This window comes from Actinoplanes rectilineatus (assembly GCF_000962825.1).
Classification (GTDB): Bacteria; Actinomycetota; Actinomycetes; order Mycobacteriales; family Micromonosporaceae; genus Actinoplanes; species Actinoplanes rectilineatus.
In genome coordinates this window covers 41,158-57,556 of the sequence record NZ_JZKF01000011.1, presented here as the reverse complement: position 1 = coordinate 57,556, position 16,399 = coordinate 41,158, and the positions used below count along the sequence as shown (strand labels likewise).

The window sequence follows — 16,399 nt, the reverse complement described above, 5'->3', positions numbered from 1 at the left end:
GTCAAGCACACCCACCCCGTTTGTCAGCACGTTTGCCAGGCCGGTCAGCGCGGATCTATCGTCCCCGGATGACAAAGTCGGCCTCCATGATCGGCGTCGACGTCGGCGGCACGAAGACCCACCTCGCCGTCGTCGCGCCCGACGGCACCCGCCACGACACGATCGTCGCCTCGGCGAGCTGGCGGCACGGCGCGATGTTCGCCGACCCGCAGAACCTCGCCCGGCTGGCCGCCCTGCTGACCGCCGCCGGCCCCCGGACCACGACCGTGATCGGCCTGCACGACCTGGACACCCCGGCCCAGCAGAGGATCGCCGACGCCGCGCTCGGCGCCCTGGTGCCCGGCCGCCTCCGGGTGGTCAACGACGCCGAACTGCTCGGCCCGGCCGCCGGGCTCACCACGTGCCTGCGGCTGATCGTCGGCACCGGCGCGATCGCCCTGGGCACCACCGCGGACGGCGGCACCCTCGTCGCCGACGGGCACGGCGCGCTGCTCGCCGACCACGGCAGCGCACCTGCCCTGGTCCGCGAGGCCGTCCGCGCCGGGCTGCGCCTCGCCGACGCCGCGGGCCCGGACGCCGCCCTCGCCGACCCCGTGGTGGCGCTGCTCTGCGCGGCCTACGCCGTGCCCGCCCCGGCCGACCTGGCCGTGGAGGTCTCCCACGACGACCCGTACGCCTGGGGCCGGCACGCCCCGCTGATCTTCCAGGCCCTGGAGTCCGGCTCACGGATCGCCCGGACCGTCGTCGAGGAGGCCGCCGGCGTCCTGGCCGGCAACGTCGCCGCGCTCCGCCGCCGCGGCGCGCTCGGTGACGTGGTCGTCGGCGCCGGGGGTGTGCTCACCGCGCAGCGGGTCCTGCAGGATCTGCTCGCCGAGCGGCTCGAACCGGGCGTCACCCTGCGCGTGCTGACCGAGGCGCCGGTGGAGGGCGCACTGGCCCTCGCCGCTCGCTAACCTGCCATTCCATGGAGAGCATCACCAAGAATCGGCAGTCCCCGGCGACGCTGCGGGCGATGGTCACCCGCGCCTACGGTCCGGGGCTGGCGCCCGCCACCGACCAGGGCTGGTGGAGCGAGCTGGGGCACGGCTGGTTCAACGTGGCGTACCGGCTGGACCTGACCGACGGCCGGCGGGTGGTCCTGAAGATCGCGCCGCCGGCCGGGGTGGAGGTGCTCAGCCACGAGCGCGGGGCGATGCGCACCGAACTGGCCGCCCTCGAGCTGATCCGGGAACGGACCACGGTGCCGGTGCCGCCGGTCGACTTCGCCGACCTCAGTCACGAGCTGTGCGACGCGGACTGGTTCGTCATGCCGTTCATCGAGGCCGACAACCTGTCCCTGCTGGAGAGGACGCCGGCCGAGACTCAGGCGTACGACGAGGCGATCGGCGCGGTCAACCGGGAGCTGAACGGGATCCGCGGCGGCTGGTTCGGTGACCTGGCCGGACCGGGCGAGCCGACGTGGCGGGCCTGCTTCACCCGTAAGCTCGCCGAACTGCTGGCCGACGGCGAGCGCCGCGACGTCGACCTGGGACTGCCCTACGCCCGGGTCCGTGCCCTGACCGCGGCCCGGTTCGACAGCCTCGACGAGGTGAGCGAACCCCGGTTCGTCGAGACCGACCTGTGGAGCGGCAACGTCCTGGTCGCCGACGGGAAGATAGTCTGCGTGATCGACCACGAGCGGGCGTTCTACGGCGATCCGCTGATCGAACACGGTCTCGTCGGGGTCGACCTGCCGGCGGAGTTCGGGGATCCGGCCGCGTACATGCGCGGGTACGGCCAGCCGCCCCTCACCGCGGTGCAGCGGGACCGGCGGTGGCTGTACAGCGTCTATCTGCTCGTCGCGATGGTGGTCGAGACGAGGTACCGCGGCCACACTACGACCGACCAGTACGACTGGGCGCGCTCGCAGTTACGGGCGCTGTTCTGAGGACCGCCGCGCACCGGGCGATGAACGTCCACTGCGCCACCGGCACCACCGGCTCGGTCAGCCGGGCCACCAGCAGGGCCGGCCGGGAGCGGACCGACACCTCGAGGCGCACCTGCCCGTCCGGGTCGAGCACCACCGCGAACGACTCGTCCCCGTCGAAGGTGTGCCCCGGCAGCGCCAGGTAGTGCATGACCGTTCGTGAGTCGTCGCGGACCACGTCGAGCACCTCGCACGGCTCCGGCACCCGCAGCCGCCACACGCCGAGCGACGACCGCATCCGCTGCCCCACGAACGCCGGCGGTGTCGCCGGGTCGACCCAGGCGCCCGCGCCCCGGTGCATGTCCCAGCCGAGCAGCGCCGCCGAGGCCGCCTCGAACCGCTCCCGCCCGTGCCCGATCCGGTGCGACCAGCGGTGTTCCGACCACGGCTGCTCCCGGTGCACCCCGGCCACGACCAGGGCCGTCAGCACGGCGGCGGCGTTCAGCACGCCGTGGGTGAGCACCATCCAGGTCAGGTTCAGGTGCGGGATCGTGATCAGCTGGCCGAGCGCGTAGAGCAGCGCCAGCCCCATGGTCAGCACACTCAGGCCGAGCAGCAGACGGGCGGCCCGGCCGGTCCGGGTGGCGATCGCCAGCCAGAGGGCGGCGCTGAGCAGGCCGGCCCCGAGAAGTTCGACGAGGTCGCCGGCCCTCTCCCCCAGTGGTGTGCGGCCGATCAGGAAGCCGACGCCGACGACGGCCACCCCGATCGGTCCCAGGACGTTCGCCGTGCCCGCCGCCTTCCCTTCTCTCGCGTGGCCGGGCTCCCTGCCCGCCGCACGGTTCAGGGACAGCAGGAGCATCGCGCCGAAGCCCGCCACGTGGAAGTGCGCCGCCGTCAGCCCGAGCACCCCCGCCGGGAACCCCAGCAGCTCCACCCCGGCCCGTTCGGCGACCAGCCCGATCGCCGCCACCGGCAGGCAGGCCGCCGCGAACGCCGTCAGCCGGTCGCGCCGGAGCACCACCGGGACGAGGCAGCAGGCCGCCAGGTAGGGCACGCTCAACGCGCCGGCGACCACCCCGCGCGGCAGGGCCAGGGCGATCACCGCCGGCACCGCCACGAGCAGCCAGGCGCGGGCCAGCGTGCGGCCGCGGCCCAGGACGCCGAGACCGAGCGGCACGAACAGCACCACGCACACCGCCACCACCAGGTGGAGCCCGGTCCATCCGGTGTCGCTCAACCGGTCCATGCCGCCACACTCCTTGAACGCGTTCAACTGAACGCGTTCAAGTTAGCACAGGTGGTCCGGCCAGGAGATTTCTCTTTCGCCTTTTCTGGGGTACGCGACAACGGCTCCCACATTCCGGCGATCCGCAGGCCAGGTGCGACGTCCCGGCCGCTGCGCGACCGCCGGGCCCATGCGGTCCGGCACGCCCTTCGCGTCATCGATACGGCGTCGGTCCCGTTTACAGCCCCGGCAGCAGTCCCGTTCTACAAGCGCGGCGACAGTCCTGGGACCCCGTACCGCGCGTCCAGGACCTGCATCGCCGCGCCCGCCGCGATCGCGTCCACCCCCAGCGACGACAACGACACGTCCACCGTCAGCCAGTCCGCCCGCGGCACCTGCGTCCGGACCGCCGACGTCACCGCCTCCAGATAGACCGCACCGTGCCGCAACAGATCAGTACCGGCGAGCACCACATGCCCCAGGTCCAGCGTCTGCAGCAGGTTGACGACGCCGACCCCGAGCACCCGCGCCGCCAGCGCCACGTCCCCCGCCTCGAAGGCCCGGTCGTGCACCACCTCGAGGCACCCGTGCCGCCCGCACGCGCAGACCGGCCCGTCAAGCTGGACCACACTGTGCCCGAACTCCCCCGCGTTCGTGTGCGCTCCCCGGTGCGCCGCGCCGCCCAGCCACAGGCCCGCCCCGAGCCCCGACTCCACCATGATCAGGGCAGCGTCCCGGAACGCCGCACCGCGCCGCCACGCCTCGGCGGTCACACCCGCGGTGACGTCCTTCTCCACGTGCACCGGAAGGTCCAGCACCTCGTGGGCCAGCGCCGCCAGGGGGACGTCGTGCCAGTGCCGCAGCCGGTGGGCGCCCCGGACCGTACCGGCCGCCTGGTCCAGCGGCCCGATCATGCCGACACCGACGCCGGTGAGCCGGTCACCCAGGTCGAACGCGGCCCGCACGTCGCCCACCCGCTCCGCCAGCACGTCCAGCAGTTCGGCGGGCGTGAAGTCACCGGGCAGCGGCGTGACCGACACGGACAGCACCCGCCCGGCCAGATCGGTGAGGACCAGGCGCAGCCCGCGGCGGGTCACGTGGGCGCCGATCGCGTACCGGCTCCCCGGCACGAGTTCGTAGACCCCGGCCGCCCGCCCGATCGCCGGGCGCCGCACCCCGGCGGGCGCGACCACGCCCTCGTCGAGCAGCCGGCCGAGCACTTTCGAGACGGCCTGCGGCGTCAGTCCGGTGGCTTGCGAGACGTCGCCGCGTTCGAAGGTCGGTGTGCTCCGCGCGAGTGCGATGACCAGTGCCTCGTTGTACCCGCGCAGGAACGTCTGGTGCATTCGATCACCCTATCCGCCGCACGCTGGAGAGTTTCGCAACGCCGTTGCTAAAGTCCCGGCCATGGAACATCTCAGTACCCGCCGCCGCTGGACGGCCCTGCTGGCCCTGGCACTCGGCGGCGTCGCGATCGGCCTCACCGAGTTCGCCGCCATGGGCCTGCTGCCCGAAATCGCCCGGGACCTGCTGGGCGGCACCGGCACCGACGAGGTCGCCCGCGCCGGGTGGACCATCACCGCGTACGCGATGGGCGTGGTAGCCGGAGCCCCCCTGATCGCCGCACTGACCGCACGCTGGCGCCGCAAACGCCTGGTACTCGCCCTGCTCGTGCTGTTCGTGGCCGGAACCGCGGCATCCGCGCTCGCCCCCACGTTCGGCCTGGTCCTGGTCGCACGTTTCGCCGCCGCACTACCGCACGGCGCCTACTTCGGCGCGGCCGGACTGCTGGCGGCATCACTGATGGGCCCGGGCCGCGAAGCGCGCGGGTACGCCGCAGTACTCAGCGGCCTGACCATCGCCAACCTCGTCGGCGTCCCCGCCATGACCAGCCTCGGACAGGCCGCCGGCTGGCGGGCCTCCTACCTGGTGATCGCCGCAGTCTTCGCCCTCACCCTGCTCGCCATCGCCGCCAGCGTCCCGGAGGCCCCCGCCGCGGCCAGCGGTTCGGCCCGATCCGAACTGCGCACCCTGGCCCGCCCGCAGGTGTGGCTGGTAGCCGCCACCGTCGCAATCGGTTTCTCCGGCTTCTTCGCCGTGAACAGCTACATCGCCCCGGTCACCACCGAGGTCACCGGCCTGTCCGCCGGCACCGTCCCCTGGGTGCTGGTCGCCTTCGGCCTCGGCATGACCATCGGTAACGCACTCGGCGGCTGGTTCGCCGACCGGGACCTGCGACGGGCCCTGCTGATCGGTTTCGGCTGCGTGATCGCCGCGATCCTGTTCTTCGCCCTGACCGCACACACCACGCCCGGCCTGTTCCTCGGCGCGTTCCTGGTCGGCACCACCAGCATGTTCCTGGGGCCGGCCCTGCAGGCAAGACTGATCACGGTAGCGCCCGGGGCGCAACTGATGGGCGCCGCCGTCAACCAGTCAGCGATGAACGTCGCCAACAGCCTCGGCGCGGCCCTCGGCGGCGTGGTGATCGCCCGCGGTCTCGGCTACCTGGCCCCGGCCTGGACGGGCTTGGCCCTGAGCGTCGTCGGCTTGGCGATGGCAGCCCTGAGCTTCACCCTGGACCGCCGGTCCCGCCAGGCGCCCGTGATCCCGGTCCCCCCGGTGCCCGCAGCCGATTAACCGGCCCCAGGCCCATACCTCGCCGCACCTGGCCGCGCCTCGCCGCGCCTCGCCACGCCGCGCCTCGCCACGCCTCGCCTCGCCTCGTCACACCGCGCGGACCGGTCGCACCCGATCAAACGGTCGGGTGCACTCACCACCCTGCTGCGCCCCGATCCGGCAATGGATCCACCAGATCATGCCGTCGGGTTCACTCGCCGTCCTCCCGCCCCTCAACCCGCAGGCAGCCGAGTCCACACCACGCCCGGCGCCCGGGCAGCCCGGGCAGCCCGGGCGGCAAGGCGGCAAGGCGGCAAGGCGGCAAGGCGGCAAGGCGGCAAGGCGGCAAGGCGGCAAGGCGGCAAGGCGGCAAGGCGGCAAGGGCACCCGATCATGTGATCGGGTGCAACCACCAACCCCAACAAGACGGCAACAGCACCCAAAACCGTGATCGGGGGCGTGCACTAAAGAAGCATGGGTGCCATCACCACCCCGGCGCACCCCAGCCCGACGGCATCCGCACCTGATCAACCAGGCAGGTTCGGTCCCCCATCCCGTCCCCAACGCCACGCGGCAGCAGGCGCACCCGATCACCCAACCGGGCTAACTCACCGCCATCACGCACCTCAGCTCCGCGGGCTGTCGAGTCCACGCCCTGTCGGGCGGCGGGCGGGGGGCTGCGGGCGGCGGGCGGCGGGCGGCAAGGGCACCCGATCATGCGATCGGGTGCAACCACCAACCCCAACAAGACGGCAACAGCACCCAAACCGGTGATCGGGGGCGTGCGCTAAAAAAGTATGGGTACGGTCACCACTTCAGCAACCACGACTGTCCAGAAAGAGTCCCGCATCCGAGCCGCGAAGACGGTTCCAACCCGACGCCGATCAGAGGCAGCCCCACATCCGCGCTGCGACGGCCGGTCGATCAGAAGTCGCGCCGGGCCGGCCAACAGCGGGTCAGTCGGCAGCGGACCGCCCGGGAGCGGGTCATTCAGGAGCGGGTCAGTCAGGAGCGGGTCAGTCAGGAGCGGGTCAGTCAGGAGCGGGGCCGAAGCCGCGTCTGCTCCTCGGCGGCACGCAAAGCGGGCACCCGGGCAACCTGCTCCGGCGTCGACAACCCCGGGTCGACAGCCAGCAGGGACAGCAGTTGGATCGGGCGTCCCGCCTCGGCTGCGGCCTGAGTCTTGTGGTGGCCGTCGAGCAGAAAATGGGTAAGGGCCCAATGCGCGTAGACATCAACGCCGTGCTCCTCGGCCGGGTTACAGACGTCCAAGATCGAGACTGCCACGGCGGTCGGGGTGACCCCGGAGCCCAGCGCAGCGGTGTAGGCGGCAACCCGGTCCGGCTCGTTCCACGACGGCGGTACCATCGGAACAACGAACTCGTAGAAGTGCGCACCATCATCAACACGAGTCTCGAACGTCCGGTAGTAGGGTGTCCGCGGATAAACAGGCAGCCCCCAGAACGACTCAGGCCCCCAGGTGGCGACCTGGTCCTCGGCAAAATAGTCACCGGGCGCCGACGGAAACACCAGGCGGGGCGTGACCTCCAGCAGCAGAGGCCGGTAGCCGCCCTCAGGGAGCAACGTGCCGAACCGAGAGATCACCGCGTGGTCGATCCCGGATATTCCGCTGGCAAGCCCATCGGCGTCATCGGGCGAGAAGGTGGCCGTAGCCCCTTCAAGGCGTTCGAACAGAAACTGGCAGGTCCCACACCAGTAGCTCAGCTCGAACGCGGGCTTGTCATCAACAGCCAGCACCCGCCGGCCAACCCGCCGCGCCTCGATTCTCGCTTCATCGACTCCCTGCACCGCGGACTTCTCCTCAACGAAGCGAAGTCGCGGCGCAGCGTCACCCAGGACCCGTGAATCCCCTACCTCCAGAAGCACCGAAACAGGATAGGCCCGATCCCGTCCCAACCGATCGTTCCAGATGTCACCTTCTTTCCAAGGTCAACACCACCCACGGCCCAGCCAACCGGCCGAAGTAGCACCCGCAACAGCCGCATCCGCAGTCGGCCAGCCAGCTGACCCGACATGGCATAGACCCGCCTCGGCCGCCGCACCCACCGAACCGTCCTCACCAGGGCGTCCTCACCAGGCCGGCGATCCCAGCCGGCCAGGCCAAGGTCGGCCGCTCCGGTGGCCGCCGCGGCCGGAAACCGTCGTCGCCACGCCACTTGCAGGGCACCGATCGTCACCGGCGATGTCGCCACCGGAGACAGAGCCGCCAGCACCGTCGACACGGCAGTCGTGGTGACCGGTCGCCACAGCGTCAGCGGTGCCAGCAGGAGCGCGAGGAGAGCGGTGACGAGGTCGAGCACAAGCAACGGGCTGGGTGTGCGGTCGCTCCACCAGGCCAGCGCCGTGATCGCAACCATGACGGCGGAACCGGTCATGACGGCGGCGACAGCGGCAGCGCCGGGGCGGCCGACTCGGTCCGTCGAGGCAGGGGGAAAGCTGGTCACCGGGCGAGGCTAACCGCCTGGTGCAGAGCGGGAACACCATCCAAAGTAGGGGTTCACCCCCCTTCCTTGGAAGGGCCCCGCGAGACCGGGAGAAGGATGTGCGCGCCCACGCCGGAGCGCAATCCTCATCGGCATGACGAACGAGCCGCGACAGTCCTCGGACACCACCACCCGCCCCGCAACCCGCGCCACCGTGCGACGCTCCCGCCGGGCCCTCTCCGTTGTCGCGGGAGCCGGCGGAGCGCTGCTCCTGTGGACCGTCGACGTCGTCGGCACAGGCACCGACCTGACGGTCCGCCAGGGCGACGACGTCCGTGAGGTCGGGCCGGCGGCCGTCGTGCTGACGGCCCTGCTCGCCGGGCTCGCCGCTTGGGCTCTTCTCGCCCTCTTGGAGAACCGCCTGCGTCGCCCGGCCCGCGCCTTCCGGCTCATCGCGGTGACCATGTTGCTGCTCTGCTTGGTCGGCCCATTCGCTGCCACCACCACCGGCGGGTGCCTGGCACTGATCGCCATGCACGTGACGGTCGGCGCCGCACTGATCTTCGGGCTTCCGGGGCAACGACGATGCCGCCGAGCCTCGTCCGCTCGCCAGAAACCACAGCGCTCCGCCGCCTCACCCCCGACTTCAGCCTCACAAGTCGGAGCCCGCGGTGCCGGTTCGCCGGGCTTGCACGGGGACACGCTCGTCTCACTGCCGACGGTCGAGCCGGCCCCAGGACAGGCCCGCCCGCGGTCGGATCAAGGACCTGCCCGCCCGCGGTCGAGCCCACCCGCGGTCGAACCCACTCGAGAACAGGGCCCGGCCGAGAACAGGCCCGAGGGTTTGAGGCGTCGGACGGGAGAAGGCAATGACGCCGAATCCCCGTCACGGCTTGATCACCGAGGCAGCGGGGATCAAGGTCGAATTTCCCTGTCACGGACCGCGACACTCCGCCCGGTCGTCCCGCAACTAGGAATTCGCCTCGGAAAACCGGAACGCGACGTCCCGGTAGATTCTCCTACGGCTGACTTCCACTCGGCTACGGCTGACTTTCACCGTGTGACGAGGACTCGGTGGACAACCACCTGGATGTGCCTCTTCCTCCGAGTCGCCTCGAAGGAAGAACGGTGAGTTCGGGGACGAGTAAGGGATTCTCCGCGAGGATCGAAGGGAGGAGGAGGTGGCCTGATGAGGACGGTTAAATCGACCGTTGTGGTCGCCGGTGCGCTCGTGGCGCTGGTGGCCGGTGGTACCGCCGGGGCTGAGACGACCGGCCAGCCGGACGGGCCGACAAGCGGCATCCCGGCGAACGGCAGCCTGGCAAACGGCAACACGACGGCCGACGACCCGGCTGTCAGCAACGGGGCAGCCGGCAATTCGGTCAATGGTGAGCAGTCGACCGCTGGGTCTATGAGCGGCGAACTGGGAAGCGGCCGCCAGGCAAACGGCGGGCCGGCGAGCAACAACTCGGCGACCGGCACGCAGACGACCGGAATATCGGTGACCGGTAGGCACACGAATAGTGATCCAGTAACCGGCCACGCTGCGAACAGTAGGCCGATGAGCAACGACCCAGCAGCCAACGGCCAGACAACCGGGATGTCGGTAACCGGCAGCCGCGCGAACGGCGGAACCGCATACGGCACCCGATCGACTGACGTTTCGGCGAACGGCGCCCGATGGAACGGCGGACCGGTGGGCGGCAACCAGAAGGACGGCAAGGCGGCAACCGGCGGCCAGGCGGTCGGCGGGACTACGAACGTCGGGTCGGCGAGCGGCGGTCGAAGGGGCGGCGTTTCGGCGGACGACGGGACTTCAGCACAGGGATCTGTGAGCAGTTCATCGATCGATGAGATTCCGGGGACTGTGGTGCCTACCGGGGTCATGCATGCGGGCGGGGAGATCGTGCTGTTCCTGAGTCCGCTCAACAGCTCGGCGTTGCCCGGGATCCGGTTCGGCGTCAATGCCGGGCTGCGGGCTCCGTCGGGGCAGGTCAAGAGGCTGGTCGGGATCAACGAGGTGAACGCGCCGGACGTCTCGCCCGGGTTCCATGCTGTGCACGCGCTGGCGGATCACAGTGGGGTCCTGGTTCCTGAGTTCGGTTACTACGCCGGGGCGGCTACCCAGATCACCGGGAAGGTCGGGGGCAAGAGCTTCATCGCTCGGCAGCACACGCTCAGCGTCGGCGGGGACACCGTTGTGCTGTTCTGGTTCGACCTCGGGGCGGGCGCTGTCAGCGACCTGGCTGCGACCGGCGCCGATGGGAAGAAGCTGCCCACCGGGAACGGGGAGGCAGGCTCGGGCTGAACCGAGGATGGGAAGGTCAACTTGGGCCGAGAACCGGGAAGCGGCTCGAGGTGGGCTGGTGACCGGGTAGCCGGCTCGGACCGAACTCGAAGACGGGCCGGACCCAGGGAGGGCCCGGCCAGAGCCATCGACGCCAACGGGCCTCTGCACAGCCGGCGACCTCGGTGCAGAGATTCTCAAGGCAGACAGAACTCAGAACGGATGGACATCGCCCAGAACGGACAGAACTCAGTGCAGACGCAGATCACTGCGAACGAGGACCGACGAGGACCAGCGCGGGAGGGCCGACGAAGGCCTCCGTGCGGACAGTACTCAGCGCAAGGAGGCCACGTCGATGACGAAGCGGTAGCGGACGTCGGACTTGAGGACACGCTCGTACGCCTCGTTGACCGCGTCAGCGTTGATCACCTCGACCTCGGAGACGATCGAGCGTTCGGCGCAGAAGTCCAGCATCTCCTGGGTTTCGGCTATGCCGCCGATGCTGGAGCCGGCGAACGAGCGGCGGTTGCCGAACAGCGTGAACACCTGGACCGGCAGCGGCTCCGGCGGGGCGCCCACCGCGACCAGGGTGCCGTTCAGGCGGAGGAGACGCAGGTAAGCGCCGATGTCCAGGGACGCGCTGACGGTGTTGATGATCAGGTCGAAGGTGTTCTTCAAGCCTTCCAGAGCGGTCGGGTCGCTCGTCGCGTGGTAGTGCGCCGCTCCGAACGCCAAGCCATCGTCCTTCTTGCTCAGGGTCTGCGACAGGACCGTCACCTCGGCGCCCATCGCCGCGGCGAACTTGACCGCCATGTGCCCGAGGCCGCCCATACCGACGACCGCCACCTTCGTACCCGGGCCGGCCTTCCAGTGGGCGAGCGGCGAGTACGTCGTGATGCCCGCGCAGAGCAGCGGCGCGACGGCCTCGATCGGCAGGGACTCCGGCACACGCAGCACGAAGTCCTCGTTGACCACCACGTGCGTGGAGTAGCCGCCTTGCGTGATCGTCCCGTCCAGGTCCGTCGCCGCGTACGTGCCGATGTTGCCCTGCGCGCAGTACTGCTCGTACCCCGCCTGGCAGTTGTCGCAGGTCCGGCACGAGTTGACCATGCAGCCGACGCCGACCCGGTCGCCGACGGCGTGCCGGGTCACCGCGGATCCGACCTCCGCGACGTGCCCGACGATCTCGTGGCCGACGGTCAGCGGGTACGGCACCGGCCCCCACTCGCCCCGCACGGTGTGGATGTCCGAGTGGCAGATACCCGCGTACGCGATGTCGATCAGAATGTCGTGCGGCCCGACGTCCCGGCGTTCGAGCGTGGTGCGGACGAGCGGCTCGGTGGCCGAGGTCGCGGCGATGGCGTTGACAGTGAGAATGACGTCCTCCGGGAACACGAGAAGATCAAACGGCAAAACACGATCATGCTCTGGTACGCGGCCCGCCGCCACCGAAGTCCCCAGCGGGACGGCCCGACCGCGGCCCACCAGCCGAACAGTCCGACCGCGGCCCACCAGCCGAACAGTCCGACCGCGGCCCACCAGCCGAACAGTCCGACTGCGATCCCACCAGCCGGACGGTACAGCCGCGTTTCCCCCCGTAGGAGGGTGCAGGCGCGGTCACCCCCACCAGGACGGTACGACCAGCCAGCCGGACGGTACGACCACGGTCACCCCCAGCATCCCGGACGGCGGCTCGGCCGGGGGCGGGATGCCCCGTTCCCGCCCGTGGCACCGGCCTGCCGCTGCGAGCCATGCAGTGTTCACATGCGGGCCTTTTCAAGATCATGAACCGCCCACCCACTACCCGGAGACTGAACGCCGTTGGTGTGCTCGACAGCTCCAGGAGTTCTGAACCGTGTCCCTCCCAGGCACTCGCGTGCTGGTGACCCTCGTGGCCGCCGGAGCCGCCGTCCTCATGCCGAGCCCCGCCTCGGCCCACCCGTTCGGCGACCCGCAGACCGTCGACATCGCCGTCGACGCGCAGCATCCCGACGTCGTCCACGTGAAGTGGCGCGTCGGCGGCCCCGACGACCTCACCCTGCTCGGCGTCTCGCTCGGGTTGCTGCCGTCCGACCGGCTCGCCACCGACGGTACGGTCGACTACCGCTACACCGATCCCGGCGTCGTCGGCGCGTCCGCCGAGTTCACCGGTTATCTCCTGCAGCGGATCACCGTGCGTACCGGCGCCCAGGAATGCACCGGCGCCGTCGAGCCGATCCGCGCGCTCGCCCTGAAGGGTGCCACCGCCGCTTTCACCTGCCCGGGCCCGGTCACCACCGCCTCGGTCGCGGTCCGGACGCTGACCGACCTGAACCCGGCCTACCGCACCCTGGCCACCGGACCGTCCGGGCAGCGGGCCGTCTACGAGGGCGGTGACGACACCCACGAGTGGACCCTCACCGGCGCGCCCCCCGCCGAATCGGTCGGCAGGGGACGCAGCGCCCTGCTGCAGATCGGCGGCATCCTGCTCGCCGTCATTCTCGTCGCCGGCACCCTGGCCGGAATCCTGGCCACCGCGAAGCGCCGCCGCCGGGCGGTGACCGCGTGAACGTCACCGAACTCTCCGACCGCCTGCAGGACATCATCCACACGCCCGGCATCGCCCCGGCGGCCTTCGTGATCGCGTTCCTGGCCGGCGCCTGGCACGCGGTCACTCCCGGTCACGGCAAGACCCTGGCCGCGGCCTACCTGGCCGGTTCGCGCGGCCGGATCCGGGACGCGGCCTGGCTGGGCGGTTCGGTAGCGGTCATGCACACCTTCTCCGTTCTGGTCATCGGCGTGGCCTGGACGTTCTTCTCACTCTCTGATTTCGTACGCATGGAGCAGCTCACCGGCTGGCTGCAGGTGATCGCCGGCGTGATCATTCTGGGCACCGGCGTCTGGATGCTGCGCCGTCACCTGCACGGACACAGCCACTCCCACGGGCACTCACACGGCCATGGTCACGACCACGGCCGCTCACACGACCACGGAACCGGCCACGAACAGGTGCACGCGGACGATCAGGAACACGACAAAGGTCACCAGCACGACCATGGTCACGGGCAAGATCACGGACACGACCATGATCATGTACGGAAACCGGGACTCCTCCTCCTCGGCATCTCCGGCGGCTTGACGCCCTCCCCGGCGGCTTTCCTGGTGCTGGCCACCGGGCTGTTCCTGGGGCGGGCCGGGTTCGCGCTGCTGCTCGTGCTCACGTTCGGAATCGGCATGGCCGTCGTCCTGTTCGGCGTCGGCGTACTCGCGGTTGCCGGCAGTTCGCTGGTCACCAAGAGTGTCCGCACCCAGTCCACGCTGCGGCTGGCCAGCCGGGTCACGCCGCTGATCGCCGCCGGCGGCATCACACTGTTCGGTGCTGGGCTGGTCACGGTAGCCGCGGCCCAGTTGGTGACGGCCGGCTGACCTGAGGCTCGCAGAGAAGTGGGAGACGTGCTGCGGCGTGGTCCACACGACACCTGGGCCTCACCTCGCCCCACTTCGACTCACAGAGACATGGACACATTTCGCGGTCATCGCCCGTGCCGAGGAGAGACCGTCACCCATGGGCGGGGTGCGGGCCCGGTGGGCGGGGTTGCGCAGCTCGACAAGCTGTTCGTCGAAGGCGTCCTGTTCGGGAGTGCTTCACGGCGTACCCCCAAGAGAGCATGAGCAGGGCGATCAGAAGGACCCAACCGGCGGTGAAGCCGCCGCTGACGTCGCGGAGACGGCCGAGCAACGGCGGGGCGATCACTACCGCGATCTGGTTGACGGCCAACACCAGGCCGATGGAGAAGCCGGTGCTGCCGGGGGTGGCGACGATGGCGATCCATGGTCCGTACCAGCCGATACCGAAGAAGCCGAGCCACACGAACAGCAGGACCGCGGTGACCGGGTGACGGCCGGCCGGGGTGACCAGGGCCAGGAGGCCTCCGGCGACGGCGAGCATGCTGGCGGTCACCACCGTGGCGCGTGACCGGGAACGATCGCTGAGGGCGGCGAGTCCGATCCGGCCCGCGGCACCGGCGAACTGAACGGCCACGAGTGCGGCGGCGGCTGCGGCGGCCGTCATGCCGGCCTGCTCGTGCAGGTGCAGGACGGTGAGCAGGCCGATGCCGCTGTGCACGGCGACCATGCAAGTGCCGGTGACGACCGCGAACCGCATGGGCACCGCCCGGCGGTCGCCACGAACGCCGGCCTGAGAGCCGGCGCGGTTTCCCTCTCCCGCGCTCAGCCGACTCGACGGCTTCGACAGGTTCGACGTAGTCGACCAATTCGGCGGACTCGACGCGCCCGCTGCGGTCAACGGGCTCGACACGGGCGACGGGCTCGACACGGGCAACGGGCTCGACACGGGCAACGGGCTCGACACGGGCAACGGGCTCGGCGGCTTCGACGGGACCGACCGGCTCGATGGGCTCGGAACGAGCGACGGCACCGACGGCGCCGACAGGTTCGACGGGGATGCCGGTGAGCGGTAGACCAGCATGAAGGCGATCGCCCCGCTCATGGCCACCGCTCCGCCCACGAAGATCGCGGCCCGCCAGGACGCCGCGGCGGCGATCAGCGGCAGGGTGGCCGCCGCGGCCACCGCGCCGAGCGGAAGTCCGGCCTGCCGGATGCCCATCGCCAGGCCGCGGCGGGAATCGTCGAACCAGGACGCCACCGACTTGCTGCCGCCCGGCTGGATGGTGCTGTAGCCCGCGCCGACCACCAGCAGGACGATCAGCAACGCCGGGTAGCCGGGCGCCAGCGTGCCGGTCAGCAGTGCGGCACCCACCAGGGCAGCGCCGATCCCGACCACCCAACGTTCGTCGAAGCGGTCCAGGAGCACGCCCGCCACCAGTAGCCCGACCAGGGGCGCCAGCTGCGCGGCCGAGACCAACAACCCCAGCTGGGCGGCGCTGATGTTCAGGTCGTCGCGGAGTACGACGCCGAGCGCCCCCAGCCCCTGGACAAAGAAAGCGGCGGTGACCTGTGTGAACGTCGCCACGGCCAGAACCGTCCATCGATACATGAGACCCAGACTGGTGTAATGGTCTTATGCATCTCAACCCTTACGGCGCGGCCGCGGTGACGTTGGCGGCGGCGCTGGCGAACCGGCGGCCCCGCGACGCCGCCGACCTGGCGCGGCGCTGCCAGGAGGCGGGCCTGGTCCTCGAGTCGCCGGTGACAGACCACGATGTGGTACGCCTCCGTCACGTGCTGGACACCTGGGAGGCGATCGTCGACGCCGGCGACGACACGGCACGGGCCGGGCTGCTCAACGAGATGCTCGCGGTCGCCGCCGCCTATCCACGGTTGACCGATCATTCCGGTGGGTGGCATCTGCACTACCGGGATCCGGGGCGGCCGCTCGGAGAGGTGCTGCATTCACTGTTCGCCGTGGGAACCGCCCTGCACCTGGCCGGTCGCGGCATGCACCGGCTCGGAAGGTGCGCGGCCGGCCCCTGCACACTGATCTTCGCGGACGTGTCGCGGACGGGCCGCCAACGGTACTGCTCGACGCGATGCGCCAACCGCGATGCCGTCCGCCGGCACCGGGCTCTCGCCGCCCAGCCGCACAGACGCTCAGCATGACAACATCCCGGCTGCACAGCCGGCACCGCAACCCGCTACGGCTACGCGCCGCACGAAACGGTTCCGGCGACAAGGGGAGTCACGGCGCGGCCGCAGTCCGGGGCACGCAAAGTGTTCGAAGCGCGGCATTCGACGAAACAAGATGATAAAGCGGGTCAGCGAGACCCGGCCTGCAACAGCCACATGCATACGAAGCGGCAACGGCCCGGACCACGCTGGAGACGACGGCCGACAGGACGGGACCGACCACCCACGACGGCCGACAGGACAGGACCGCCCGCTCACACGACGACGGCCGACAGGACAGAGCCGACAGGACAGAGCCGACCGCTCACACGACGACGGCCGGTGGGACCGGC

At 70.7% G+C, this 16,399-nt stretch carries 14 protein-coding genes; 8 read left to right on the top strand and 6 right to left on the bottom strand.

Annotated elements, in window-relative coordinates:
• Nucleotides 1–68 precede the first annotated feature (68 nt).
• Together WH85_RS11325 and WH85_RS11320 are read left to right on the top strand one after the other, a co-directional pair.
• On the top strand, nt 69–953 hold the full coding sequence (locus WH85_RS11325) for a BadF/BadG/BcrA/BcrD ATPase family protein (RefSeq protein WP_045741743.1): 885 nt from the start codon (nt 69–71) through the stop codon (nt 951–953).
• A gap of 11 nt (nt 954–964) precedes the next feature.
• A complete protein-coding gene (locus WH85_RS11320; protein ID WP_045741742.1) occupies nt 965–1,927 on the top strand; it encodes a phosphotransferase family protein in 963 nt (320 codons plus the stop codon).
• Here the strand turns inward: WH85_RS11320 and WH85_RS46895 are convergent.
• Nucleotides 1,875–3,155: a YndJ family transporter gene (locus tag WH85_RS46895; RefSeq protein WP_052720319.1), complete on the bottom strand. Its 1,281-nt coding sequence runs from the start codon at nt 3,153–3,155 to the stop codon at nt 1,875–1,877. The two genes, WH85_RS11320 and WH85_RS46895, sit on opposite strands and share 53 nt — an antisense overlap.
• A gap of 242 nt (nt 3,156–3,397) precedes the next feature.
• Nucleotides 3,398–4,480 carry an ROK family transcriptional regulator gene (locus tag WH85_RS11310; RefSeq protein ID WP_045741741.1) on the bottom strand — a complete coding sequence of 361 codons (1,083 nt, stop codon included), beginning with the start codon at nt 4,478–4,480 and terminating at the stop codon, nt 3,398–3,400.
• A 61-nt stretch (nt 4,481–4,541) separates the two neighbouring features.
• On the opposite strand from WH85_RS11310, the gene WH85_RS11305 reads away from it, so the two are divergent.
• Nucleotides 4,542–5,771, top strand: coding sequence for an MFS transporter (locus WH85_RS11305; RefSeq protein WP_045741740.1), 1,230 nt, complete (start codon nt 4,542–4,544; stop codon nt 5,769–5,771).
• Nucleotides 5,772–6,785: 1,014 nt separating this feature from the next.
• On the opposite strand, the gene WH85_RS11300 is transcribed toward WH85_RS11305, so the two are convergent.
• Together WH85_RS11300 and WH85_RS11295 are read right to left on the bottom strand one after the other, a co-directional pair.
• Nucleotides 6,786–7,637 carry a hypothetical protein gene (locus tag WH85_RS11300; protein WP_045741739.1) on the bottom strand — a complete coding sequence of 284 codons (852 nt, stop codon included), beginning with the start codon at nt 7,635–7,637 and terminating at the stop codon, nt 6,786–6,788.
• Nucleotides 7,622–8,215 (bottom strand): hypothetical protein, encoded by a 594-nt coding sequence (locus WH85_RS11295; RefSeq protein WP_045741738.1) that lies wholly within the window; start codon nt 8,213–8,215, stop codon nt 7,622–7,624. The genes WH85_RS11300 and WH85_RS11295 overlap by 16 nt, the downstream gene beginning before the upstream one ends.
• A gap of 133 nt (nt 8,216–8,348) precedes the next feature.
• On the opposite strand from WH85_RS11295, the gene WH85_RS52855 reads away from it, so the two are divergent.
• Complete coding sequence (locus WH85_RS52855) at nt 8,349–9,326, top strand: DUF6069 family protein (RefSeq protein WP_245673900.1); 978 nt, start codon at nt 8,349–8,351, stop codon at nt 9,324–9,326.
• 57 nt (nt 9,327–9,383) lie between these two features.
• Nucleotides 9,384–10,502 (top strand): hypothetical protein, encoded by a 1,119-nt coding sequence (locus WH85_RS50280; RefSeq protein WP_157410934.1) that lies wholly within the window; start codon nt 9,384–9,386, stop codon nt 10,500–10,502.
• A gap of 312 nt (nt 10,503–10,814) precedes the next feature.
• Here the strand turns inward: WH85_RS50280 and WH85_RS11280 are convergent, their stop codons facing one another.
• On the bottom strand, nt 10,815–11,858 hold the full coding sequence (locus WH85_RS11280) for an NAD(P)-dependent alcohol dehydrogenase (protein WP_045741823.1): 1,044 nt from the start codon (nt 11,856–11,858) through the stop codon (nt 10,815–10,817).
• A 499-nt stretch (nt 11,859–12,357) separates the two neighbouring features.
• Here WH85_RS11280 and WH85_RS52850 point away from each other — a divergent pair, with 499 nt between their 5' ends.
• Together WH85_RS52850 and WH85_RS11270 are read left to right on the top strand one after the other, a co-directional pair.
• Entirely contained in the window at nt 12,358–13,029 is a 672-nt protein-coding gene (locus WH85_RS52850; RefSeq protein WP_045741737.1) for a hypothetical protein, read from the top strand.
• Nucleotides 13,026–13,886: a nickel/cobalt transporter gene (locus WH85_RS11270; protein WP_052720317.1), complete on the top strand. Its 861-nt coding sequence runs from the start codon at nt 13,026–13,028 to the stop codon at nt 13,884–13,886. The genes WH85_RS52850 and WH85_RS11270 overlap by 4 nt, the downstream gene beginning before the upstream one ends.
• Before the next feature lie 133 nt (nt 13,887–14,019).
• Here the strand turns inward: WH85_RS11270 and WH85_RS48615 are convergent, their stop codons facing one another.
• Nucleotides 14,020–15,453 carry an MFS transporter gene (locus WH85_RS48615; RefSeq protein WP_211275333.1) on the bottom strand — a complete coding sequence of 478 codons (1,434 nt, stop codon included), beginning with the start codon at nt 15,451–15,453 and terminating at the stop codon, nt 14,020–14,022.
• A gap of 50 nt (nt 15,454–15,503) precedes the next feature.
• On the opposite strand from WH85_RS48615, the gene WH85_RS11260 reads away from it, so the two are divergent.
• Entirely contained in the window at nt 15,504–16,040 is a 537-nt protein-coding gene (locus tag WH85_RS11260) for a CGNR zinc finger domain-containing protein (protein WP_045741736.1), read from the top strand.
• Nucleotides 16,041–16,399: the final 359 nt, after the last annotated feature.

Coding starts and splice junctions, on each gene's coding strand:
- WH85_RS11325 (WP_045741743.1), top strand. CDS start 69: ATGACAAAGTCGGCCTCCATGATCGGCGTCGACGTCGGCGGCACGAAG.
- WH85_RS11320 (WP_045741742.1), top strand. CDS start 965: ATGGAGAGCATCACCAAGAATCGGCAGTCCCCGGCGACGCTGCGGGCG.
- WH85_RS46895 (WP_052720319.1), bottom strand. CDS start 3,155: ATGGACCGGTTGAGCGACACCGGATGGACCGGGCTCCACCTGGTGGTG.
- WH85_RS11310 (WP_045741741.1), bottom strand. CDS start 4,480: ATGCACCAGACGTTCCTGCGCGGGTACAACGAGGCACTGGTCATCGCA.
- WH85_RS11305 (WP_045741740.1), top strand. CDS start 4,542: ATGGAACATCTCAGTACCCGCCGCCGCTGGACGGCCCTGCTGGCCCTG.
- WH85_RS52855 (WP_245673900.1), top strand. CDS start 8,349: ATGACGAACGAGCCGCGACAGTCCTCGGACACCACCACCCGCCCCGCA.
- WH85_RS50280 (WP_157410934.1), top strand. CDS start 9,384: ATGAGGACGGTTAAATCGACCGTTGTGGTCGCCGGTGCGCTCGTGGCG.
- WH85_RS11260 (WP_045741736.1), top strand. CDS start 15,504: ATGCATCTCAACCCTTACGGCGCGGCCGCGGTGACGTTGGCGGCGGCG.